This is a genomic window from Rhodoglobus aureus, from assembly GCF_039527955.1.
Classification (GTDB): domain Bacteria; phylum Actinomycetota; class Actinomycetes; order Actinomycetales; family Microbacteriaceae; genus Rhodoglobus; species Rhodoglobus aureus.
This window is the reverse complement of sequence record NZ_BAAAKW010000017.1, coordinates 153,841-175,850: the sequence shown is the minus strand read 5'-3', so window position 1 is coordinate 175,850 and position 22,010 is coordinate 153,841. Positions and strand designations below refer to the sequence as shown.

24 protein-coding genes and 1 pseudogene are annotated in these 22,010 nt (G+C 60.4%); 7 read left to right on the top strand and 18 right to left on the bottom strand.

What is annotated here, in order from left to right; genetic code table 11:
- Positions 1-41 precede the first annotated feature (41 nt).
- The 4 genes from ABD112_RS04345 to ABD112_RS04330 are packed head-to-tail and all read left to right on the top strand — an operon-like array spanning position 42 to position 3,841.
- On the top strand, positions 42-863 hold the full coding sequence (locus ABD112_RS04345; RefSeq protein ID WP_343923508.1) for an ABC transporter ATP-binding protein: 822 nt from the start codon (positions 42-44) through the stop codon (positions 861-863).
- Positions 860-2,497: a thiamine pyrophosphate-binding protein gene (locus ABD112_RS04340; RefSeq protein ID WP_343923506.1), complete on the top strand. Its 1,638-nt coding sequence runs from the start codon at positions 860-862 to the stop codon at positions 2,495-2,497. Before ABD112_RS04345 ends, ABD112_RS04340 begins: the two co-directional genes overlap by 4 nt.
- A gap of 4 nt (positions 2,498-2,501) precedes the next feature.
- The gene (locus ABD112_RS04335; protein WP_343923504.1) at positions 2,502-3,194 is read left to right on the top strand and encodes a 3-oxoacid CoA-transferase subunit A; all 693 of its coding nucleotides are present in this window, start codon (positions 2,502-2,504) and stop codon (positions 3,192-3,194) included.
- Entirely contained in the window at positions 3,194-3,841 is a 648-nt protein-coding gene (locus tag ABD112_RS04330; RefSeq protein WP_343923502.1) for a 3-oxoacid CoA-transferase subunit B, read from the top strand. The genes ABD112_RS04335 and ABD112_RS04330 overlap by 1 nt, the downstream gene beginning before the upstream one ends.
- Here the strand turns inward: ABD112_RS04330 and ABD112_RS04325 are convergent.
- A complete protein-coding gene (locus tag ABD112_RS04325; protein ID WP_343923500.1) occupies positions 3,838-5,136 on the bottom strand; it encodes an ATP-dependent DNA helicase in 1,299 nt (432 codons plus the stop codon). The genes ABD112_RS04330 and ABD112_RS04325 overlap by 4 nt on opposite strands.
- A 95-nt stretch (positions 5,137-5,231) precedes the next feature.
- Between ABD112_RS04325 and ABD112_RS04320 the strand changes: the two genes are divergently transcribed.
- Positions 5,232-6,278 (top strand): hypothetical protein, encoded by a 1,047-nt coding sequence (locus tag ABD112_RS04320; protein WP_343923498.1) that lies wholly within the window; start codon positions 5,232-5,234, stop codon positions 6,276-6,278.
- Positions 6,279-6,314: 36 nt separating this feature from the next.
- Here ABD112_RS04320 and ABD112_RS04315 read toward each other — a convergent pair whose 3' ends face one another.
- The 9 genes from ABD112_RS04315 to ABD112_RS04275 form a co-directional block, all read right to left on the bottom strand.
- Positions 6,315-8,279 carry a bifunctional copper resistance protein CopD/cytochrome c oxidase assembly protein gene (locus tag ABD112_RS04315; RefSeq protein WP_343923496.1) on the bottom strand — a complete coding sequence of 655 codons (1,965 nt, stop codon included), beginning with the start codon at positions 8,277-8,279 and terminating at the stop codon, positions 6,315-6,317.
- A 108-nt stretch (positions 8,280-8,387) separates the two neighbouring features.
- The gene (locus ABD112_RS04310; RefSeq protein WP_009773534.1) at positions 8,388-8,678 is read right to left on the bottom strand and encodes an HU family DNA-binding protein; all 291 of its coding nucleotides are present in this window, start codon (positions 8,676-8,678) and stop codon (positions 8,388-8,390) included.
- 71 nt (positions 8,679-8,749) lie between these two features.
- The gene (gene rpsN, locus ABD112_RS04305) at positions 8,750-9,055 is read right to left on the bottom strand and encodes a 30S ribosomal protein S14 (RefSeq protein WP_341953249.1); all 306 of its coding nucleotides are present in this window, start codon (positions 9,053-9,055) and stop codon (positions 8,750-8,752) included.
- A gap of 2 nt (positions 9,056-9,057) precedes the next feature.
- On the bottom strand, positions 9,058-9,225 hold the full coding sequence (gene rpmG / locus ABD112_RS04300) for a 50S ribosomal protein L33 (RefSeq protein WP_009773536.1): 168 nt from the start codon (positions 9,223-9,225) through the stop codon (positions 9,058-9,060).
- Entirely contained in the window at positions 9,225-9,461 is a 237-nt protein-coding gene (gene rpmB, locus ABD112_RS04295; protein ID WP_010204490.1) for a 50S ribosomal protein L28, read from the bottom strand. The genes rpmG and rpmB overlap by 1 nt, the downstream gene beginning before the upstream one ends.
- A 170-nt stretch (positions 9,462-9,631) precedes the next feature.
- On the bottom strand, positions 9,632-10,015 hold the full coding sequence (locus ABD112_RS04290; protein ID WP_343923493.1) for a Fur family transcriptional regulator: 384 nt from the start codon (positions 10,013-10,015) through the stop codon (positions 9,632-9,634).
- Between the two features lie 10 nt (positions 10,016-10,025).
- Positions 10,026-10,931 carry a metal ABC transporter permease gene (locus ABD112_RS04285; RefSeq protein ID WP_343923491.1) on the bottom strand — a complete coding sequence of 302 codons (906 nt, stop codon included), beginning with the start codon at positions 10,929-10,931 and terminating at the stop codon, positions 10,026-10,028.
- Positions 10,928-11,776: a metal ABC transporter ATP-binding protein gene (locus ABD112_RS04280; RefSeq protein WP_343923489.1), complete on the bottom strand. Its 849-nt coding sequence runs from the start codon at positions 11,774-11,776 to the stop codon at positions 10,928-10,930. Before ABD112_RS04280 ends, ABD112_RS04285 begins: the two co-directional genes overlap by 4 nt.
- Before the next feature lie 13 nt (positions 11,777-11,789).
- Positions 11,790-12,761 (bottom strand): metal ABC transporter solute-binding protein, Zn/Mn family, encoded by a 972-nt coding sequence (locus tag ABD112_RS04275; protein WP_343923487.1) that lies wholly within the window; start codon positions 12,759-12,761, stop codon positions 11,790-11,792.
- 151 nt (positions 12,762-12,912) lie between these two features.
- Here ABD112_RS04275 and ABD112_RS04270 point away from each other — a divergent pair, with 151 nt between their 5' ends.
- A complete protein-coding gene (locus tag ABD112_RS04270) occupies positions 12,913-13,326 on the top strand; it encodes an FAD-binding protein (protein ID WP_343923485.1) in 414 nt (137 codons plus the stop codon).
- Between the two features lie 198 nt (positions 13,327-13,524).
- Here the strand turns inward: ABD112_RS04270 and ABD112_RS04265 are convergent, their stop codons facing one another.
- From ABD112_RS04265 to ABD112_RS04245, 5 genes are all read right to left on the bottom strand, one after another.
- Complete coding sequence (locus ABD112_RS04265; protein WP_343923483.1) at positions 13,525-14,694, bottom strand: AI-2E family transporter; 1,170 nt, start codon at positions 14,692-14,694, stop codon at positions 13,525-13,527.
- A gap of 61 nt (positions 14,695-14,755) precedes the next feature.
- Positions 14,756-16,132: a dihydrolipoamide acetyltransferase family protein gene (locus ABD112_RS04260; protein WP_343923482.1), complete on the bottom strand. Its 1,377-nt coding sequence runs from the start codon at positions 16,130-16,132 to the stop codon at positions 14,756-14,758.
- 14 nt (positions 16,133-16,146) lie between these two features.
- Positions 16,147-17,106, bottom strand: a complete 960-nt coding sequence (locus ABD112_RS04255; protein ID WP_343923820.1) for an alpha-ketoacid dehydrogenase subunit beta — start codon at positions 17,104-17,106, stop codon at positions 16,147-16,149.
- A 19-nt stretch (positions 17,107-17,125) separates the two neighbouring features.
- Positions 17,126-18,241, bottom strand: coding sequence for a thiamine pyrophosphate-dependent dehydrogenase E1 component subunit alpha (locus ABD112_RS04250; protein ID WP_343923480.1), 1,116 nt, complete (start codon positions 18,239-18,241; stop codon positions 17,126-17,128).
- Positions 18,242-18,245: 4 nt separating this feature from the next.
- Positions 18,246-19,337 (bottom strand): histidinol-phosphate transaminase, encoded by a 1,092-nt coding sequence (locus tag ABD112_RS04245; RefSeq protein ID WP_343923479.1) that lies wholly within the window; start codon positions 19,335-19,337, stop codon positions 18,246-18,248.
- 125 nt (positions 19,338-19,462) lie between these two features.
- Between ABD112_RS04245 and ABD112_RS04240 the strand changes: the two genes are divergently transcribed.
- Positions 19,463-19,858, top strand: a complete 396-nt coding sequence (locus ABD112_RS04240) for a phage holin family protein (protein WP_343923477.1) — start codon at positions 19,463-19,465, stop codon at positions 19,856-19,858.
- On the opposite strand, the pseudogene ABD112_RS14660 reads toward ABD112_RS04240, so the two are convergent.
- The 3 genes and pseudogenes from ABD112_RS14660 to tal form a co-directional block, all read right to left on the bottom strand.
- Positions 19,790-20,005: pseudogene (locus ABD112_RS14660) on the bottom strand (DNA-processing protein DprA); the annotation flags it as partial. The gene ABD112_RS04240 and the pseudogene ABD112_RS14660 sit on opposite strands and share 69 nt — an antisense overlap.
- A gap of 253 nt (positions 20,006-20,258) precedes the next feature.
- Positions 20,259-20,885 carry a nucleoside/nucleotide kinase family protein gene (locus tag ABD112_RS04235; RefSeq protein WP_343923475.1) on the bottom strand — a complete coding sequence of 209 codons (627 nt, stop codon included), beginning with the start codon at positions 20,883-20,885 and terminating at the stop codon, positions 20,259-20,261.
- A complete protein-coding gene (gene tal / locus ABD112_RS04230) occupies positions 20,882-21,985 on the bottom strand; it encodes a transaldolase (protein WP_343923473.1) in 1,104 nt (367 codons plus the stop codon). The genes ABD112_RS04235 and tal overlap by 4 nt, the downstream gene beginning before the upstream one ends.
- Between the last annotated feature and the right edge of the window lie 25 nt (positions 21,986-22,010).

The window sequence follows — 22,010 nt, the reverse complement described above, 5'->3', positions numbered from 1 at the left end:
TGACCCACGACCGCGCACCAGCGAGCAGACCAGGAAACACCATGACCACTCCAATGCTGTCGATCAAGAATCTCCAAAAGATATACCCCGTCGCCGACGGCGAGATCGAAGCTGTCCGCGACATCACTCTCGAGATCGCGGAGGGTGAGCTGATTTGCATCGTCGGCCCGTCTGGCGCAGGCAAGACCACCCTCCTGAAGTGCATCGCTGGGTTGCTCAGCCCCACCTCAGGAAGTATTGAGCTGGCTGGCATCCCGGTGACCGGTCCGCCCAAGCCGATGGCTGTCGTATTCCAGGAGTATGGCCGCAGCCTGTTTCCGTGGATGACGGTTCGCGCCAACGTCGAACTTCCGCTGAAGAACGCTCGCGTACCGAAATCGGAGCGCGACAAACTGGTCGACAACGCCCTAGAGGCGGTCGAGCTCGAGCACGTGCCCACCAGCTACCCATGGCAGCTTTCCGGCGGAATGCAGCAGCGCGTGGCGATCGCCCGGGCTGTTGCTTATCGGCCGAAGGTGCTGTTGATGGACGAGCCATTTGCCGCCGTCGATGCCCAGACCCGTGCTGACCTGGAAGACCTAGTGCGAAACATCTGGCATAAGTTGGGCGTCACTATCCTCTTCATTACGCACGACATTGATGAATCGGTGTACCTCGCCCAGCGCGTCATTATGCTGTCGAACTCACCGACCGTGGTGCAGGATGACCTCATCATCGATCTTCCGGACGACCGCGACCAGTTGGAGACTCGCTCGAGCACTCGGTTCGCGGAGCTACGCACCCATGTCTACGAACAGATTCAGCTGGCTAAGGCGTCCAAGCCGACCGGCGCCGTTTCCGTTCAGAAGGCGGCCCGACGATGAAGGTCAGTGAGGCCGTCGGCCGTGCACTCGTGCAGTGGGGAGTCGATCAAGTTTTCGGTGTCGCTGGGAGCGGCAATTTTGAAGTCTCCAACGCCATGGTCGCTGCCGGGGCGACATATGTTTCCGCGCGCCATGAAGGCGGGGCGGCGACGATGGCGGATGGCTATGCCCGTCTGGCGCGCAAGGTCACAGCGGTCAGCGTGCACCAGGGGCCCGGTCTCACCAATGCCATGACCGGCATCGCGGAGGCAGCTAAGGCGCACACCCCACTGATTGTGGTTGCCGGCGAGACGCCCGCAACCATGAAGACCTCCAACTTCTGGATCGACCAAGCTGCCGCGGCGGAGGCCTTGGGCGCGGTCGCGTTCCGCCTGGAGTCTCCAGCAACCGCGCTGGCCGATGCCGCGCGTGCCTTCATTCTCGCCGGCACTGGTCAGCCGGTTCTGCTGGGGCTGCCCCTCGATGTTCAGTCTGCGGAGATCGTCTGGCCAGGGTCAGCGCCATCGCTTCCCGCACTAGCGTCACCTCCGGCACCGTCCGATGAGGCCATTCTAGATTTGGTATCTCGACTGACCAGAGCGGAGCGACCGCTCATCGTCGCCGGACGCGGTGCTTTCGGCGCGCACGATGCCATCGTCAAGCTAGCCGCAGGCTCTGGAGCCCTGCTGGCAACAACAGCCATGGCGCGTGGACTCTTCAACGACGACCCGTGGAACGTCGACGTCATGGGCGGCTTCGCCAATGAGACGATTTCTGAACTGATCACGCGCGCAGACCTGATCGTCGCGTTCGGGGCCTCACTCAACCGTTGGACCTCACGAAACGGTGAACTCATCGGAGACACCGCGGTCGTACAGGTAGATGTCGATCGGACCGCTTTCTCCCGTCACCGCACCGTGGCAGCATCCGTCATCGGCGATGCCGCACTGGTCGCTTCAGCCGTCACCAATGCTCTCCCAGCCAGCAATGGTGCCGGCTACCGCACCGCGGAGGTGGCCCAGAAACTGAAAGACGGGCGGCTATGGCGCGACCAACCGTTCGAGGCACGCTCCGCTGACGGCCGAATCGATCCGCGCACGCTGGCGGTCGCCCTTGACGACCTACTGCCGGCCGAGCGCATCGTCACCGCGGATGCAGGAAGCCACACCGAATACACAGCGATGTATCTTCAGGTTCCGGATGATCGCGGTTACTGCCTGCCACTGGGGTTCCAGTGCATCGGGCTCGCGCTTGCCGCATCTATCGGGGCTGCCATCGCCCAGCCGGATCGCCTCCCGGTCGTTGGAGTCGGTGACGGCGGGTTCATGATGAGCCTGGTCGAGCTCGATACGGCCGTGCGCCTCGAGCTGCCGCTCGTCGTGGTTGTCTACAACGACAGCGCGTATGGAGCGGAAGTGCACCACTTCGGACACAGCGGTCAGCCGCTCGACATCGTCCAGTTTCCCGACACCGACATCGCAGCCATCGCCCGCGGTTTTGGCTGCACCGCCGTCACTGTGCGATCGCTCGACGACCTCAGCGGGGTCCGCGAGTGGCTGGACGGTGACCGCTCCACACCGATCGTGATTGACGCGAAAACGATCTCATTCCCGTCCTGGGTCGACGCTCACGCGTTCGTCGGCGAGCCTAAGTAGCCCAATGATTTCCAAGATCGTAATCAGTGCGGCGGATGCCGTGCGGGACATCGCAGACGGTGCCACCGTGATGGTCGGTGGCTTTGGCACGGCCGGGCAGCCGATCGAGCTAATCGAAGCACTGCTCGAGCAGGGGGCGTCCGACTTGACCATCATCAACAACAATGCCGGGAACGGCACCACCGGTCTGGCAGCGCTTCTCGCTGCCGGCCGGGTACGCAAGATAATCTGCTCCTTCCCCCGTCAGGTCGACTCACAGGTGTTCGACGGACTGTACCGGGCCGGTCAGCTGGAGCTGGAGCTGGTGGCACAGGGCACACTGGCCGAGCGTATCCGAGCAGGCGGTGCCGGTATCGCCGCATTCTTCACGCCGACCGCATTCGGGACCGCGCTGGCCGAAGGAAAGGAGACGCGTCACATTAACGGGCGCGACTATGTTCTCGAAGACGCATTGGTCGCCGACTATGCACTCATCAAAGCGCACCAAGGCGATCGACTCGGCAACCTCGTGTACCGCAAGACAGCACGCAATTTCGCGCCAATGATGGCGAGCGCCGCGACGACCACTATCGCGCAGGTGAGCCAGCTCGTCGAGCTCGGTTCCCTCGACCCGGAGGCTGTAGTGACGCCGGGCATCTTTACCAAACGGCTTGTCGAGGTCGGCGGCGCTCTGCCCGCGGTGACGGAAGGACAGTGATGAAGGGACCATTAGACCGCGACGGGATGGCGAACCGGGTGGCACAGGATATCCCCGAGGGCGCTTACGTTAACCTCGGAATCGGGCTACCTACTAAGGTGTCAAATTTCTTACCGGTTGATCGCGAGATCGTTCTGCACACCGAGAACGGGATGCTCGGGATGGGTCCGGTCGCTGGGGCCGATGAAATCGACCTCGACTTGATCAACGCGGGCAAGATCCCGGTGACCGAGCTTCCGGGAGCCTCCTATTTCCACCAAGCGGACTCATTCGGGATGATGCGGGGCGGCCACCTCGATATTTGCGTGCTCGGGGCATTTCAGGTGTCGATCTCTGGCGACCTGGCCAACTGGCACACTGGTGGCGCGGATGCGATTCCCGCCGTCGGCGGCGCCATGGACCTGGCGATCGGCGCTAAACAGGTTTTAGTCATCATGGAGCTATTCACGCGCGATGGCCAGTGCAAGCTAGTGACGGAGTGCACCTACCCGCTCACCGGGATCGGCTGCGTAAACACCGTTTACACCGACTACGCCGTCTTCGGCCTCCAGTCGGATGGCGTCTACGTACGGGAGGTTTTCGGAGACACTTCAGTCACTGGGCTTGCCGAGATGACTGGACTACCCCTGCAGCAGCTACCAGGCTAAGCCTCGATCGCGGGGATGGGCTGAGTGCGTGACATGAAGCGCACTACGTTGTCATCAACGATGATGTCGCTCGGTCGCAGCGGACGACTCAGGTAGAGCCCTTCAAGGCTGCTGATGCGGCTGAGGGCAACGTACGTCTGGCCCGGCGCGAACGAACGCGACCCGAGGTCAACGATCGCGCTGTCATACGTTTTGCCTTGCGACTTGTGGATCGTGACAGCCCAGGCCAACCGCAACGGAAACTGCGTGAACTCGGCAACCACATCTTTGCGCAACGCCTTTGTGCGTGCCGAGTAGGAGTACTTGAACTTCTCCCACACTGCCGGCTTCACTTCATAGTCGCGGCCGTCGACCTCAACCCATACCGTGGATGCAATCTTGGTCACGGTGCCAACGCTGCCGTTGACCCACCGCTGGGTTCCGCCCTCGTTGGTGTCGTTGCGCAAGAACATCACTTGAGCACCAACCTTCAGGTCGAGCGCGTCGTCAGCGGGATACGCCCGGCCACCAAACTCTCCAGAAATTTCTGCTTTGGCCGTGAGCAACTTGCCGGGCAGCCGTGCGAGTTCGGTGGCGTTGATGCGGGTGACCGCACTGTTCGTCGTCGCGAGGGTGATCGTTCCATCTGTTGGCGCCGGCCGCGCTCCCACCGTATTCAGTCGCTCAGCGATCTCAGCCGTCACACCGTTGTGGCGCACGGCGTTCAGCATGTACTTGAATTCGCCTTCATGCTGGCGGTGGATGCTCGTCAGCTCATAGATCGTCAGCTCTGTCTGCTCCCACACCAGAGCATCAAAGAACCACATCGAACGGTAGCGGTCTTCAAAGTAGGCACGCTCATCCGGATCTCCGGGCACAGGAGCAAGCTGGTACGGATCGCCAAAGAGCACCACTTGCACGCCACCGAACGGTTCGTTCTTTCGCTGACGCGCTTGGCGGAGGCTGCGGTCGATGGCATCGAGGAGGTCGGCGTTGACCATCGAGACTTCGTCGATCACGAGGGTTTCGATCGTGTTGAGCAGTTTGCGCAGTTGGGGGTTCTGCTCAAGTTCGTGGTCGGCGATGACGCCAATGGGCAGCCGGAACAGCGAGTGAATCGTCTGGCCGCCAACATTGAGGGCTGCCACTCCGGTCGGCGCACAAATCACTATCTGCTTGGAGGTGTTGTGCGAGAGGTGGTTGAGCAGTGTCGATTTTCCGGTGCCAGCGCGCCCCGTAACAAAGAGGTTGTCGCTCGTCGTCTCGATCGCAGCGAAGACTGCTGCTTGCTCGGGAGACAGGGTGATTTTTGACACGCAATCACCCTAATGCTGCTGATGCCGGCTCCCTGCCTCTTGCGCGACTTTCGTGCTGTGGCATATCTCTCACCTCAGCGGTTTAGGATGTGTGAATGCGTCGCGAGCTTGTTACCTGGTCTGTGATGCTCGGGCTGATTATGGTCGCCTTCGTGACCACCGTGGTTGTGCTCAATTCCATGCTCTTTAGTTCTGATGGCTTTGTGCGCAGTTACCTCGGAGCACTTGCTCGCCACGACATGGCATCGGCGTTGACTATTGCCGACATCCACCTTCCCGGTGAGTATGGTGCGGCATCCGATGATGGGTCCGGCGCAACGCCCATTGACACGACTGGTGCTGGCTCGCTGCTGCTGGCCGGATCGCACGATCTGTTGCGCCCCTCATCTCTCAGCTCGCTCGAAGACATCGCTTTGGTCGAGAAGGAGACCAACGCCGACGGTACCGAGACTGTCACCTTCAATTTTGAGTTGGATGGCCGTTCAGCACAGTCGACCTTCACTGTCGCCCGCGCCGGAACCAACTTTGGTGTCTTCGCCGATTGGGACTTTGTCACCCCGCCACTCACCATCGTGCGACTCACCGTTCTGAACTCTCAGGAGTTCAACGCCAACGGCAGCGACTTTGTGTCGTCGGCACAAGACGCTCCCTCGTCATATGTCGTACTCACCCCCAGCAGTTTCGATATCACCCACAAGTCAACGTTCCTCAAGGCAGAACCCATCGTCGTCTCGGCGACCGAGCCCGGCGGCACGGTGCGCGCCAGACTCGATGTCGTCGCAAACGCGGCAATGATTTCCCAGGTCCAGCGAGAAGTCGACGGTTACCTCGACGAATGCGCCACCCAGGTGGTCTTACTTCCCACCGGATGCCCGTTCGGTCAGCCCATGTCTAACCGCATCGTTACGACCCCCGAGTGGAGCATCGCCGAGTATCCTCCGGTGTCACTCAGCCCAGGTTCAGAACCGTCGAGCTGGCTCATGCCGGCTACGGATGCCGCAGCCCACTTGCGCGTCGATGTGCGCTCAATCTTCGATGGTTCAGTTTCGACCTTCGACAAGGACGTCAGCTTCAGCGCGAGTTACCTCGTTACGTTCTTGCCCGGAGATCAGTTGCTGATCACGGAGCAATACCCCGAGTAGACGGCACCCATGCTCGGGAGAGCTCAACGAAGTTAGCTAGCGGCGCTCGGCCAGCATCTCGTTGTAGGCGTCAAGCTCGGCATCCCCGTCGCGCTCGGCCTTGCGGTCGTAGCGTACGGAGGCACGGCCGTCACTGCGCCTCCACATGATGGCAACCGCGATGGCCAACGAGATTGTGGGGATCTCGCCGACGCTCCAGGCGATACCACCACCAATGCGCTGATCCTGAAGCGCGGACACGCCGGTGTCCCAACCCATTGCGCCGTACCAGTCGGCCAGCAGCAATCCGGTGCCGGTCATCAGACCGAGCCCGAAGAAAGCGTGGAACGCCATTGCGGCGAGCAGGATGAGCAATCGAATGGGGAATGCGGGGCGATGCGGCGAGGGATCGACGCCGATCAGCGCCTGCACGAAGAGGTAGCCGGAGCCCAAGAAGTGGATGATCATCCACTCGTGGCCAACATGGTCGGTCGTCGCCCAGCGAAATAGCGGCGTGTAGTAGAAGACCCACAGCGAGACGACAAAGATGCCAGCAGCAACAACGGGATGCCCGATGATCGCCATGTAGCGCGAGTGCACGATAAGCAGAATCCATTCACGCGCGCCGCGACTGCCATCGGTGCGTTTGGCGATGGCTCTCATCGCCAATGTCACGGGCGCACCGGGCACGAGCAGCACCGGGATCATCATCCCGAGGGTCATGTGCCCAAGCATGTGCATCGAGAACAGGTAGCCCTCATAGACGTTCACACCACCGTTGGTGATGTAGAACAGCAGCAGCATCCCCACAACCCAGAACACGGTGCGGTGGATCGGCCAGCTGTCGCCGCGCTTGTGGAGGCGCCACACGCCGGCGAGGTAGAAGAAGATCGCGAAAGCGCAAATCAATACCCAGATGAGGTCGAAGCTCCACAGACTGAACAAGTTGCTCGCTGACACCGGAGGTGGCAGCGGTGAGCCGGTGAGGTAGGCGGCTGGCGAGGAATCGGGGATATCGGCCGCCACGACCTCGGGAACGGGCGTGGGAGTTGCTGCGAGGGCAGCCGCAGCGCCTGATGCGAGCCCCATGAATGCCAGCTCGGCTGAGACGATCCACCAGAACCATCCGCGGCTCTTGGTGTGGCTCGATTCGAGCCGACCGATCGCGTAGTTGCGGTAGACGGCCCCGAACAACCCCAACATGATGAGGGCGAAGACTTTGACGAGAACGAGGAGGCCGTAGGGCGTCAGCAGGTTGCTCAGGTTCTCGACGCGAATTTCTGCACTCACGTAGCCGGAGACTGCCACGACGATGAAGCTGATCAGCGCGATTGTTGAATAGCGGCGCAGCACGAGAGTCAGCCGGCTCTTTGTGAGCTTCGGCTGCGCAATAGCGATCGCGAGAAGCCCGCCAAGCCAGAGAGCCGCAAACATTAGGTGCAGGAAGATGGCGCTCGTGGCGGCATCGTGATCTGCTGTGCCACCACTGTGGCCTTGAAGTGCCATGGGAACAAGCCCCGCAATAGCCAACACCAGCACGAAGGCGAGGCCGGTCGGGTTGCGCACCGCAAAACACAAAACCGTCACTGCGGCCCCTATGAGCACCGTGGCCAGCCAGGCTTGGCCCAACTCGGTAACGGTCAGAAAGCTCGCGAGAACGTCGCCAAAGGCGCTTGTGAAGTCGATGGGTTGGTTACGCACCGCAAGAAACGTGAAAAATCCGGTGAAAGCGGATGCCACAGCCCAGAGCGCGGCCCCTGCGGCAGCAAAGTCGAGAGTGAGGGTGAACTCATCCCGCTTCGGCGACATCGCAAAGATTGCAATCAGGAGTGCGCCAATGGTGGCGGCAAGCCCCAAGTTCACGAATAACTTAGCGATCGGGAGGCCCCAGCGAACGACTGCGCCAGGGTCAAGCAAGATGGGGGCGTCTGCTCCGCCACCGAACTGGAGGCCCGCAACGACTGCGGTGAATGCGACAACCAGCAGCAGGGCGGGTCCGGCTATCCGGCTGATTCGTAGCACTCCTCAAGAATAGCCGCAGGTAATCGAGAGAGTGCCCACCACAAACAAAACAGGGCGCCATCCCGAAGGATGCCGCCCTGTTTATGAAGCCTAAAAAGGCTGTAGTACTTAGCCCTTGGCTGCTGCCTTGAGCTTGCTGCCTGCACTGAGCTTTACGCCGTTGCTGGCCTTGATCTGGATTGCTTCACCCGTCTGCGGGTTACGGCCGGTACGAGCCTCGCGGAAGGTCTGCTCAGCAGCCATCCAACCTGGGATCGAAACCTTAACTCCGTTGCCGACCGATTCGGACAGTACAGCGAAGAAAGCGTCAACGACGCCGGATACGGCAGCCTGGCTCTGGCCAGACTGTGCGGCAACCGCCGCTACGAATTCAGTACGGTTTAGCGACTTGTCAGCCATAGTGGTCCTCCTCGGGACGTTGTGCAGTTAGTTGTTCCCGAACGTTAGAAAACGTCGGAACCGCTTGGAATCTACCAGCTTGACTTGGTAATTCCGGGCAACTCGCCCCGGTGAGCCATTTCACGGAAGCGAACACGGGAAACACCGAACTGGTTCAGGTATCCACGGGGACGTCCATCAATGGCATCGCGACCGCGTACGCGGATCGGCGAAGCATCGCGCGGAAGCTTCTGAAGTCCGAGGCGTGCAGCCTCGCGTGACTCGTCAGTTCCGGCGGGATCGACGAGAGCCTTCTTCAGCTCGAGACGACGCTCGGCGTAACGCGCAACAATGACCTTGCGCTGTTCGTTCTTTGCAATTTTGCTCTTCTTAGCCATATTTAGCGCTCCTCGCGGAATTCAACGTGCTTGCGAACCACTGGGTCGTACTTCTTCAGTACGAGGCGGTCGGGGTTGTTGCGACGGTTCTTGCGCGTCACATAGGTGTAGCCCGTTCCAGCAGTTGAACGAAGCTTGATGATCGGACGTACGTCCTGTGCCTTAGCCATTAGATTTTCTCCCCACGTGCAAGGAGGTCCTTGACAACGGATTCGATGCCGCGGGCGTCAATTACCTTGATGCCCTTTGCGGACAACTGAAGGGTTACCTTGCGGCGAAGCGACGGTACGTAGTACGTCTTCTTCTGGATGTTCGGATCGAAACGACGCTTCGTGCGACGGTGCGAGTGCGAGATAGCGTGCCCGAAGCCGGGAATGGCGCCGGTCACTTGGCAGGTTGCTGCCATGGTCATACTCCTGTTCTAGTTACCGTAGGAACAAAGCCCTACCCAAGATCACTTGTCGGCACACACACTGCGTTCTTCTCAAAGCTGTGCTTTTTCAACAAAAGCACTTCTTCAATCAGGGTGGGATGTCTGTGCGAGAGTGGAAGAAACCACTCGATCAACGGTATATGTTACGTGCTAGAGCACGCTGGGCACAAGCCGAAGACATCCACGATGTGGTGCGGCTGTGTGAAGCCATGCTCTGTGGCAACGTTTTTGGCCCACTGTTCTACGGCATCTGCCTTTATTTCAACAGTCGTGCCACACTCGCGGCAGATCAAGTGGTGGTGGTGCGAGTCTGGGGTGCACGCCCGAAACAGGCTCTCACCGTCTTGCTGCAGCGAGTCGGCGTCACCGGCTCCGGCAAGGTCAGCGAGCGCGCGATAGACGGTCGCGAGCCCGATGGAGCTACCGGCGTCGCGGAGCGCACCGTGCAGGGATTGAGCGCTCACGAAACCCTCTGAATCGGTCAGAGCATCCCGCACCGCTTCGCGCTGCCACGTGTTGCGCTTCATGGTTCCCATTCTAACTTTTCGCGGGGGTGCTTGCGTTCGCCGCTGTGGCTCCGGATGCCCCGCTCACGGTGCGGCTGTGACCCCGTCGCGACCCGATCACTCGGCACACCAGGTAGATCGCAAACGAGATTGTTGTGATGTACGGACTGATCGGCAACGACCCGCCAATAGCGAGCAGAACACCGCCCGTTGCGGAGACGAATCCGAAGATCATGCTGAGCACCGGAACCAGGCGTGGAGATGAGGAGACCCGCATTGCTGCGGCGGCCGGCGTCACGAGCAGTGCCATCACGAGCAGGGCACCGATGATCTGCACCGCAACGGCAACCATGAGGCCAAGGAGCACCATGAATCCGAGCGAGAGCATGCGCGACGGCACACCACGAGCGGCCGCAACTTCGGGGTCAAGGCTGTCAAAGGTGAGCGGACGCCACATCACAAACAGCGCAGCCAAAACGATAATGCTGATTCCAATCAGCAGGCCAAGTTGCGGTCCGTCAACCGAAATGATTTGGCCGGTGAGCAGCCCAAACTTGTTTCCACTGCGTCCGGGATAGAGCGCCAAGAACAGGATGCCGATACCCATACCAAACGGCATCAGCACGCCAATAATCGAGTTTCGATCGCGAGCCTTCGCCCCGAGCATCCCGATCACAATTGCGGCAATCAGCGAACCGGCAATCGACCCGGCAACAACGTTCACGCCAAAGAGCAGGGCGGCTGCGGCACCGGCGAACGAGAGCTCGCTGATGCCGTGCACCGCAAAAGCCATATCTCGCTGCATCACAAAAACACCGATGAGCCCGCCGGCAATGCCGAGCACTGCGGCGGCGATCAGAGAGAAGCGCACCAGCGTGAGCAGTTCGCCGTAGTCGGTGAACCCAGCAATTTGGCTCCAGAAGTCGTCGAAGGTCATACCGCCTCCTCGTCGTGGTGATGATCGCCGTGGGGAATGCCCGCAACGATCACTCGACCACCGATCCGCACAACCTCGACCGGGGTGCCATAGAGCTCAGTGAGCACCTCACTGCGCAGCACCTCGTCTGGTGTGCCAACTGTGAACTTTCCGCCAGCCAGATACAGGATGCGGTCAACCATTCCGAGCACCGGATTCACATCGTGCGTCACAAACACCACGGCGGTGTCGTGCTCGCGACGGCGCGCATCGATCAGCTCAGAGACCCCGCGCTGATGCTGCAGGTCAAGACTCAGGAGGGGCTCGTCACACAGCAACAGAACCGGATCATCCGCCAAAGACTGCGCAACGCGCAAACGTTGCTGCTCGCCGCCCGAAAGCGACCCGATGGGTTGGCTCGCGTATTCGGTCGCGCCGACCGAAGCGATCAGCTCATCGACCCGAGCCTTGACGCTTCGGGGGAGCGTTGGCACACCGAATCGGTGCCCGTTCACTCCGAGGGTGACAAGGTCGCGACCGCGCAGGGGGGTACCTGGCGCCGCAATCTTCTGTTGCGGAATATACCCAATGCACCGATCCCCTCGGCGAACCGGATGCCCCGCCACCGTGACCGTGCCAGCATCAAGCTTCTGCTGCCCCAAAATCGCCTTCAGCAGACTCGACTTGCCCGAACCATTCGACCCGAGCACCGCCAAAAACTCACCAGGAGCAACCTCAAGGTTCAGCCCAGACCACAGCGTGCGCCCCCCAAATCCGAGCGCACCATCGTGGATGCTCAGCACCGGGGCAACGGTCGACCCGGAGGTGGCGCCAGCGGGGACACCTCCGGCCGAAATTGTTGTCATGCGGTCACCGCTGTCATTCGGCAAGTGCTGCCGCGAGTGCATCGAGGTTTGACGACATCCATTCGACGTAGTTTGATCCCTCGGGCAGTGTCTCTGTGAAGGACACCACCGGAACCCCTTCTTCAGTAGCGGTCAATTGCACACGCTCAGTCTCGGGGCTTGCCGTCTGCTCGTTGTATGCCAGAAGTGCAGCGCGACCCGATTCGATGAGATCGAGCACATCTTTCAGCGCGGTCGGGGGTACATCAGCACCCTCCTCTATGGCCTGGCTGAAATCGGGTGGAGTGATGTCGCGAAGCCCGACAGCCTCGAGCAGGTACACGGCGACAGGCTCGGTGACGGCAGCACCGCGGGCGGCTGCGAGTTCGGAAATCTGATCCGCTTGGGATTCAAGATCGCCGAGCTCGATGAGGAAGGCGGCAAGGTTCGTGTCGAACTCCTCGCTTGATGCGGGGTCGAGCGCCGTTAGTTCGTCGGAGATGTGCTCGGCGATGTGCTCCATCGCGGAGAAGCTGTACCAGACGTGCTCGTTGAAGCCCTCGATGTGATCATGGCCATCGTCTGTGGTGTTTTCGTCGGCGTCATTGTGTTGGGGATCGTCCTCGAGGAGCCCCGAAGCGTCAACCGCGGTGATCAGAATCGCGGATGCTCCCGATGATTCGTAGAGCGCTTCGGCGAAGGGGTCGTAGCCGCCGCCATTCAGCACCACGAGGTCTGCACGGGATACCGCCAGCTGATCGCGTGCGGACCCTTCATAGCTGTGGGGGTCTTGAGCTGCGTTGTCGATGAGGCTCGTGACCGATACGGCGTCTCCGCCGAGAGTCGAGACGAGGTTGCCGTAGACGCTCGTTGAGGCGACGACGTCAATCTTTCCATCATCCTCGGGCGGCGTGGTTGCTGAGCAACCGGCGAGGGTGAGCGCGGAGACCGCGAGCACGGCACCGGTCGTGAGAGTGAGCGAACGGGAGGAGATAAAGCGAGACATCTAGGTGTCCTTCTAAGGCCGAAGCCAGTAGCGGTAATGAGATTCGTTATCAATAGTGTACATGGCAGAGTTTCTCACCGCGAATCAGGCAACGCCAGCCCATTGTGAATACCCCCAAAAAGTGGGCTTCCTGCCAGCCGAGAGGATCGTCGTGTCAATCAACCGCGTCAACTGGGCAAGCAACCTGGCCTACAGCGCCGAGGCGATCCTGGAACCGGCGACAGTCGACGACGTGCAGGGCCTAGTCGCTCGCTGGCCGCGCGTGCGAGCGAGCGGAACGCGGCATTCGTTCACCGACATCGCTGATACCCCTGGCGCGCTGATCTCGCTGGCCGGCCTTGATCCGGACATCAGGATTAACCCCATCACTATGACCGCGAGCGTCACCAGAGGAACCAGTTTCGGTGTGCTCATCAACGAGCTACAGGCGCACAGTTTCGCCCGGCACAACACCGGCTCCCTACCGCACATTTCGGTAGCCGGCGCGACCGCTACGGGCACGCATGGTTCCTGTGATCACAACGGCATCCTCTCCACCGCGATCTCAGCAGAAGACCCGGCTTGAGGATGGCGAGGATCCCGAGATAGCTTCCACCCTATTTGGTGGTGTCTGGTACGACGACTCAGACGAGCTTGCCCCAGAGAACGTGAATCAACGCGCCAGCGTTGCGACAACAGTACGACCCGCACGGAAAGTTCTGGAACCCGTTCCTCGAACGCACGCTCGGGTCCCCGTAAGAGCGCTCCGGTGTGCTGAGTCGCCTCAGTCCTGATTCGTCGGGTCGGCCCTTTCAGAGTCTTCCGAGTCTTCAGCGTCTTCCGGCGCGTCGCCCGGCACATCACCTGATGCGTTCCACGTCTTAATAATCGCCCAGCCAACCGCCGCAATTGGCACCGACAGTACCGCACCAACAATTCCGCCGAGCACTGTTCCGGCAGTCAGCGCCACCAGAATCACCAGTGGATGAATTTTGAGCGATTGCGCCATCACGATGGGCTGAAGCAGGTTGCCCTCCAACTGGTTGACGAGCACCACGATGCCCAGAACGATGAGGGCGACAACCCAACCATTTGTTACTAACGCAACCAGAGCAGCCAATATGCCGGCGACAGTGGCGCCGACGAGAGGAATGAACGCTCCCAGGAAGACGATCACGGCCAAGGGCAGGGCGAGCGGCACCTGCAGGATCAGCAGCCCCGCTCCAATTCCGATCGCGTCAACGGCGGCAATGATTGCGGTTCCACGCACGTACCCGCCAAGAGTTTGCACCGCTGTGCGTCCAATGCGGTGACCGCGCTCACGACGCACGCCGTGCATCGGGTGAAGGAAGAACTCCCAAATTTTGTCGCCATCTTTGAGGAAGAAGAACAAAATTACGACGCCGAGCAGCACGCCCGTGACGATCTGTGCTGCGGCAGAAACGCCCTGAATAGCACCGAGCCCGAACGAGGCGCTCGTGAAGAAGTCAATAATCGCATTCCACGCCTCGTCGAGTGAATCTTGATCAATCGGGAAGGGCCCATCTAAAGCAAACCCCTTGAGCTGCTCAAAGCCGTCCGTCGCCGACGTCGCTAGCTCCGACCACTGGTCGCGCACAGCGAACACAATTGCCGTGACGAGGCCGCCGAACACGAGGATGCCGCCAAGCAGCGTCACCCAGGTCGAGAGCAGCGGGCCCATACCGCGTCGGCGCATCCACATCACTAGTGGACTTGCTGCGGCCGCGAGGATCAGCGCGATCAGTACAGGAATCACGACGAGTTTGAGTTGGGTCAGCCCAAACACAGTCACCGAGACGAGAGTGAGCAGCAGGAGCAACTGCAGTGCTCGAGTTGACCAGGCACCAAGCCGGTCAGTCCACATCGCGCGCACGCCAGTGCGCTCGGAATCGGCAGCTGGGTCGGAAACAGACGATTTTTTTGGCTCACTCATCTGGCCACATTAGCGCCAGCAACATCAACTGCGCACGCGAAACGCGACCCACGCGAGGACGCTAGTCGAGCAGCAGTGCTGGCTCCTCGAGAACACTCGCAATGTCCGCTACAAAACGGCTCGCGACATCCCCATCGACAATGCGGTGATCGAAACTCGCGCCGACAGTTGTGACGTAGCGCGCACGAACTTCGCCATCCACAACCCACGGCTTGAGCTTGATCGAGCCGAGAGCAATAATCGCTGCCTCACCCGGATTGATGATCGGGGTTCCCGTGTCCATTCCGTACGACCCGATGTTGGTAATCGTGATCGTGCCATTCGACATTTCGGCGGGCTGCGTCTTGCCATCGCGGGCCGTGAGCGTCAGGTTCTCCAACGCTTTCGCCAGGTCGAGCAGGCTCAAGTCTTGAGCATCCTTGACGTTCGGCACGATAAGGCCGCGCGGAGTTGCCGCCGCGATGCCGAGGTTCACGTAGTGGTGAACGATGATCTCTTTGTCGGTCCAGCTCGAGTTCACCGTTGGGTTGCGGCGTACGGCCCAGCTCACGGCCTTTGCCATGATCAACAACGGGCTTACGCGCACACCAGCAAAGTCGGTGGAGTTCTTGAGACGCTTCACGAACTCCATGGTTCGCGTGGCATCCACATCAGTGAAAACGCTCACGTGGGGAGCGGTGAATGCGCTGTGCACCATGGCTTTAGCTATGACCTTGCGCACACCCTTCACGGGAATGCGTTCGTCGCGATCGCCACCCCACTCCGGCGTTTCGATGTTGCGGAAAACGCTCGCCTGCGACGCATGACGAATCACATCTTCGCGAGTGGTCTCGCCAGCCAAACCGGTAGCAACGACCTCGGCAAGCTCGACACCCAAGTCTTTGGCAAGCTTGCGAATCGGCGGCTTGGCGATGATCGGGCTCGCGAATGCTGCGGGCACGGATGCCGGACGCGGCTTCGACGGAGCGGTTGCGGCCGCATCATCCTTCGCCGGCTGCGCACCTTTGCGACGACGCGAGCTGACATGGGCCGCTGAGCCGTAGCCCACCAACACTGCGCCGGGCTTGTCCTCTTCGCTCGCGATGGTGGATGCCGTGTCGGCAATCGCGGAGGCGGTATCCGACGAACTGATGTCAGAGATGGTGCCGTGGGCTTCATCTTCGCCAGAACCGGGCGCCGTCAACTCAATCGAGCCGCCCTGTGACTGCACCGAAATGATGGGGGTTCCGACCCCAACGGTCATCCCCTCCTCAACCAGCAACTGCTTCACCGTGCCGGCGAATGGCGACGGCAATTCGACGAGCGACTTTGCGGTCTCGATCTCAACAAGCACCTGATTGACGATGATCTCGTCGCCGGGCGCGACCTTCCAGGAGACGATCTCGGCTTCAGTCAGCCCCTCGCCCACATCGGGGAGAGGAAATTCAGATACAGCCACAAGGGCCTCCTTTGTCAGTAGGCCAACGCCCGGTCAACAGCATCCAAGATGCGGTCAACACTAGGCAAGTACACGGATTCCAGCTTGGCGGGAGGGAACGGCGTGTCATAGCCACTCACTCGCAGCACTGGGGCTTCCAGTGAATAGAACGCTCGCTCTGTCACCGTAGCGGCAACCTCTGAGCCAACGCTCACATTCCCGGGCGCCTCTTGAACAACGACTACGCGACCCGTTTTTTGGGCGGATGCCACCACCGGGTCGTAATCGATGGGGGAGAGCGATCGAAGGTCAACGACTTCAATGCTCGTTCCTTCTTCTGCGGCAAGTTCTGCTGCTTGCAGCAGCATCGACACAATCGCGCCATGGCCAACAAGGGTCACTTCGGTGCCTTCGCGCACTACTCGGCTGGAGTGGGTGCCGATTCCGCTTGACTCGCGGTCGACTTCCCCCTTTTGCCAGTAGCGGCTCTTGGGCTCAAAGAACATCACGGGGTCGTTGCTGGTGATGGCTTCTTGAATCATCCAGTACGCATCATGGGGTGTTGCCGGGCTCAGGACTCGAAGACCCGGCGTGTGGGCGAAGTACGCCTCTGGGCTCTCTTGGTGGTGCTCGACGGCACCGATGTGTCCGCCATAGGGAACACGAATCACTACCGGCATCGACAGCGATCCCTCGTGACGAGCAGTGATCTTGGCCAGCTGCGAGGTGATTTGGTCGAAGCCAGGAAAAATGAAACCGTCGAACTGGATCTCACACACCGGGCGGTATCCACGCATTGCGAGACCGATTGCGGTGCCGACAATTCCCGACTCAGCCAAGGGAGTGTCGATTACGCGCTTGTCGCCGAACTGAGCCTGCAGCCCTTCGGTTACCCGAAAGACGCCACCGAGCGGCCCAATGTCTTCGCCCATGAGCAGAACTTTGTCGTCTGCGGCGAGCGCAGCGCGGAGCCCTTCAGTGAGAGCTTTGGCCATCGTTAGTGTTTCGGTCACGTTATTGACCCTCCTCAAACGATGTTTCGAAGTCGGCGAGCGCCTGGCGTTGGGCATCCATCACCGGGTGCGGATCCGAGTAGACATGATCGAACATGGTCGAGTTCGCGGGAACCTCAAGCTCAGTGATGCGCTTGCGGATGTCGGCAGCCAAGTCGTCACCCTCAGCAGCGATGTCAGCGAAAACGGTATCGCTCGCGCCGCGGCCACGCAGGAAGTTCTCGAAGCGGGTAATCGGGTCACGCTGTCCCCAGAACTCGAGCTCGCTGTCGTGACGGTACTTCGAGGGGTCGTCGCTCGTGGTGTGGGCACCCATGCGGTAGGTGAGCGCCTCAATGAAGCTCGGTCCGTGACCTGAGCGGGCAGCATCCAAGTTCGCCTTGGTTACGGCAAAGCTTGCGAGAACATCATTGCCATCGATCTGCACGCTCGGGATGCCGAAGCCTTCGCCGCGCAAATAGAGCGGTGTGCGCGACTGACGTGAGACGGGCACGGAGATTGCCCAGTGGTTGTTTTGCAGGAAGAACACTTGTGGCGTCTGGTAGCTCGCAGCGAACACCATTGCTTCGCTCACGTCACCCTGGCTCGTGGAACCGTCGCCGAAGTAGACCATGACTGCGGTGTCTTTGTCTGGATCGCCGGTGCCGACCATCCCATCGAGGTTGATTCCCATGGCGTAGCCGGTGGCGTGCAGCGTCTGCGAGCCGATGACCAGCGTGTAGAGGTGAAAGTTGTTGTGCTCTTTCGGATCCCAGCCACCGTGGCTATGGCCACGCAGCATCGCCAAGATCGTTACAGGATCAACACCGCGGATGCGGGCGATCACATGTTCGCGATAGGCGGGGAAGAGATGGTCTTGTGGTTTCGCAGCAAGCGCCGAGCCGACCTGCGCCGCCTCTTGCCCATTGCTGGGGATCCACAGCGCAAGTTGACCCTGACGCTGAAGGTTGGCCGCCTCAATATCAAAACGGCGCATCACGACCATGTGGCGGTGGAACTCATAAAGAGCGTCGTCACTGAGCTTGTCTACATACGGAATGTACTGTTCGTTGGCATCGCGCTGAACGAGCGTGCCTTCGGGAGACAGCAGCTGAACCGTCGCGGCGGTATAAGGCATTCGACTAATCTAACGTGGCTCGTGCGGGTTCGTTTTCGCGAGAACTCACAACCTCTTGCGCTGCCCTTAGGAGTTTCTCCACAGATTCTTCCTCTCCAACGCTTACTCGAAGGCCTTCGCCGAGCGCTCGAACGACGATTCCGTGGGTGCGAAATACCTCTGCAGCCCAATTGGTTGCTGCCCCTGTGGGTAACCACACAAAGTTTCCGCTTGGCGCGGGCACGTGCCAGCCTTGGCTCTGCAGGCCATCCACGATGCGGTCACGGAGGGTGTTAATTCGGCTCACCCGCTCCAACAATTCATCTTCATGTTCGAGGGATGCGATGGCGGCTGTCTGGGCAAGTTCGGTAACCGACAGCGGAATCGCTACCGCTCGCGCCGCATCCATCACATATTCGGGGCCCACTGCGTGCCCAATTCGTAGGCCTGCAAGCCCATAAGCCTTGGAGAAGGTGCGCAGCAAAACGAGGTTGGGGTACTCGCCGAGGAGAGTTTCGCCCCGCACCGCTTTGGGGTCGGTCACGAACTCGCGGTATGCCTCATCGAGCACGACGAGCACGTTCTCGGGAACCTCGGCCATAAATTCGCGAAACTCGGAGTCGGTAACCACGGTGCTGGTGGGATTGTTGGGGCTGCACACGATGACGACTCGAGTGGATGCCGTGATGGCCGCCTGCATTGCAGCGAGGTCGTGCCGGTGGTCGGCTCCGTTCGCGATCTGCACGCTGGTGGCACCGCTGGCGGATACCAGCAGCGGGTACGCCTCGAAGCTACGCCAGGCATAGATGACTTCGTCGCCGGGAGCTGCGGCGGCGCTGATGAGCTGCGCGAGAACGGCGACGGATCCTGCGCCGACCTGCACGTTCTCGGGGGCAACTCCGAAGCGGGCCGCAATGTGGGTGCGAAGGGCGTAGGCCGAGGCATCCGGGTACCGATTGATGCTGTGGGTTGAGAGTGCCTCTCGCACCGACGGCAACGGCTCGAAGGGGTTTTCGTTTGACGAGAGCTTGAAGGCGTCCGCTTCAGCAGGGGCACCCTGGCGGTAAGGCACGAGGGCGGCGATTTCTGGCCGAAGCTGTACGCGATGTGATGTCACTGCCCCAGCCTAGAGCCGCCAGCCCGCGTGGTTGTTTCGCTGTCATCACAAATTGTGTCTCTCATCGGGCAGGTAACCGGTCGCAAGCGTTGCGGCCCAACAATTTGGGGGTGCATAGTTGAACCATGAGAATCGTCGTGCGCCTGCTGATCAACGCTCTTGCCTTGTGGCTAACTACGGTGATTGTTGCCGGCGTGGAGTTGGTTCCTTTTGAACCGGGGGGAACCCTTGAGGTCGTCTTGACCTTCTTGTTGGTTGCTGCGGTATTCGGAATCGTGAACGGTGTCTTGGGCAACCTGATCCGCATTGTCGCGTTCCCGCTGTATGTTCTCACTCTTGGTCTTCTTGCTCTTGTTGTTAACGGGTTGCTGTTGCTGCTCGTCAGCTGGATTTCGAGCCTCTTCGGCTTCGGTTTGGTCGTCAATGGTTTCTGGTGGGGCGTGCTCGGGGCTCTAGTCCTTGGCATGATCAGCTGGTTCATCGGCATCGTGGTTCGCCCGATCGTGGGTAAGCAACGCTAGGGCTGCACTCGCTCGTAGTTGTAGCTCGTAACGGTGCAAGAATCGCCACCGCGTTGGCGCGGCACCGCACGGCAGCTCGGACATAACTGCTCCCACCTCCACGATGCGCGTGAGGAGGGCGTCGTGCCCAGCCGGGTACAACCGGTCCGCATCTCCGGCTGATGTGGAAGACGATCACGGCGATCTGCACGACCCCGAGGTCGATCGCACCGGGGACCTCGGCAGCCCAGATCAGTCGAGTCAGCACGGTTCCCGCAGATTCGGCCCAGTTCAGCTGCGGCCGCGACACCGGGGATGAGACCTTCATCCCGCCCGCCGCGAGGTTGACCAAAGCGAGTAACACAGTCACGATCCAGGTCGCGATGATCATGATTTCCTGGCCAATGAGCCTGCAAATAGCTCACTGCCAGACGATTATTCTGTCTGCTCGAGACCTCGTCGCTTCGACCAGCAACGCGTTCTGCTCATCGGATCCCTTTGCCCACTGCGCCGCGACGTCGGGGGCTTTCCCGAAAGCCGTGTGCCGCTGGATCAACCGGGCAACCCTCACATCATGTGGGGTGTCGACGAACCATGTTTCGTCCAGAAACTGTCTCACCTCACCCCACCTGCCCGTGTCGGCCAGCAGATAGTTGCCTTCGGTGAGGACGACTCGCACTGACTTGGGAATAGCGATAGCCGCAGCAATCGGATCCTCGACCGATCGTCGGTAGTCCGGAGCGTAGATGACATCTTCACGATTTCGCTTAAGCCTCTCGAGGAGGTTGATGTAGCCCCCAACGTCGAAAGTATCAGCAGCGCCCTTCCTAGTCTCAAGGTCCGTCCCGCGAATCACATCTTGGCTCAAATGAAACCCGTCCATGGGCACGACAACGCAGATATCCTCACCGACTAGGCCTTGGAGACGCTGGGCGACCGTGGACTTTCCGGTTCCTGGCGCACCTAAAATCCCGATAATCACCCGTCGCTGACTACCCGCAGCTCCCTCACTGAGTTCCGTGGCGAGAGCCGGCAGCGGATCTCTCATTGTTTCTTGTCACCGATCGCCGAACTCACGGAGGCGAGAAGCTCTTTCCAAGACGATTGGAACTTATCGACTCCCTGAGCCTCCAAGACGCGCGCGACATCGGCAATTGAGACCCCCTCCTGACTGAGCTTCGCCATGCTGCTGCACGCGCTGTCGAGATTGGACTGGATTGTTTCGGAGATCGGCTCGCTAGCCTCTCCCACGGCCTCCAGCGTGGCCGGTGAGATCGTGCTCACTGTACTCGGGGCGACAAGTCCGATGACATAGAGGGCGGCAGGCAGGGCTAGATTCTTGACCGCGGTGGACGCCCACAGGGGTCGCTGAACGTTTGCGCCGATCGACTGGAGGTCGCGAGCGCGCTCGGTGCGGAATGCCTCCAAGAAGGCTTGATAAGCCGTGAGCGCGTTTGCGATGGCAACCTTCCCGACTAACGGCGAGCTAGCTCCCAGACGTCCCGACACTTCGGCGTCAACCCGCGACACAAAGAAGGATGCGACTGAGTGAATCAACGCCAGATCAAGCCCATCTTTGGCAGCCTGCTCCAGCCCTGAAAGATAGGCGTCGACTACTTGGAGATACCGTTGAACCCCGAAGATGAGAGTCACATTGACACTGATGCCCAATGCGATTGTCTGTCGAATCGCGATCAATCCTTCGTCGGTCGCGGGGATCTTGATCATTACGTTGGGCCGGTCAACGACGGATGCGAGTTGCTGAGCCTGAACAATTGTGGCGTCGGCGTCGTGTGCCAGACGTGGGTCAACCTCCACGGACACCCATCCGTCGCGCCCTCTGGAAAGGATATGAGTATCCCGTAGGACGTCGCACGCTGCTCGGACGTCATCGGTGATGAGCCGAAAGGCGATTTGCTCAACATCCTTACCTTCGGAGGCAAGTTGTCGGACTTGGCGCTGGTAGGAAAAGTCGTTACCGATAGCCGCCGCGAAGATCGTTGGATTCGTCGTAACTCCGACCACGTTACGTTCGGCGATCAGATCTCTGAGACCCCCACTCTCCAGAAGAGTTCGGGAGAGGTCATCCAGCCAGATGCTTACGCCGGCGGCAGTGACCCGCTCGGTTCCGTTAGGTGGTATAGCCAAAGATCAAGTCCTCCGTTGTTTGGTG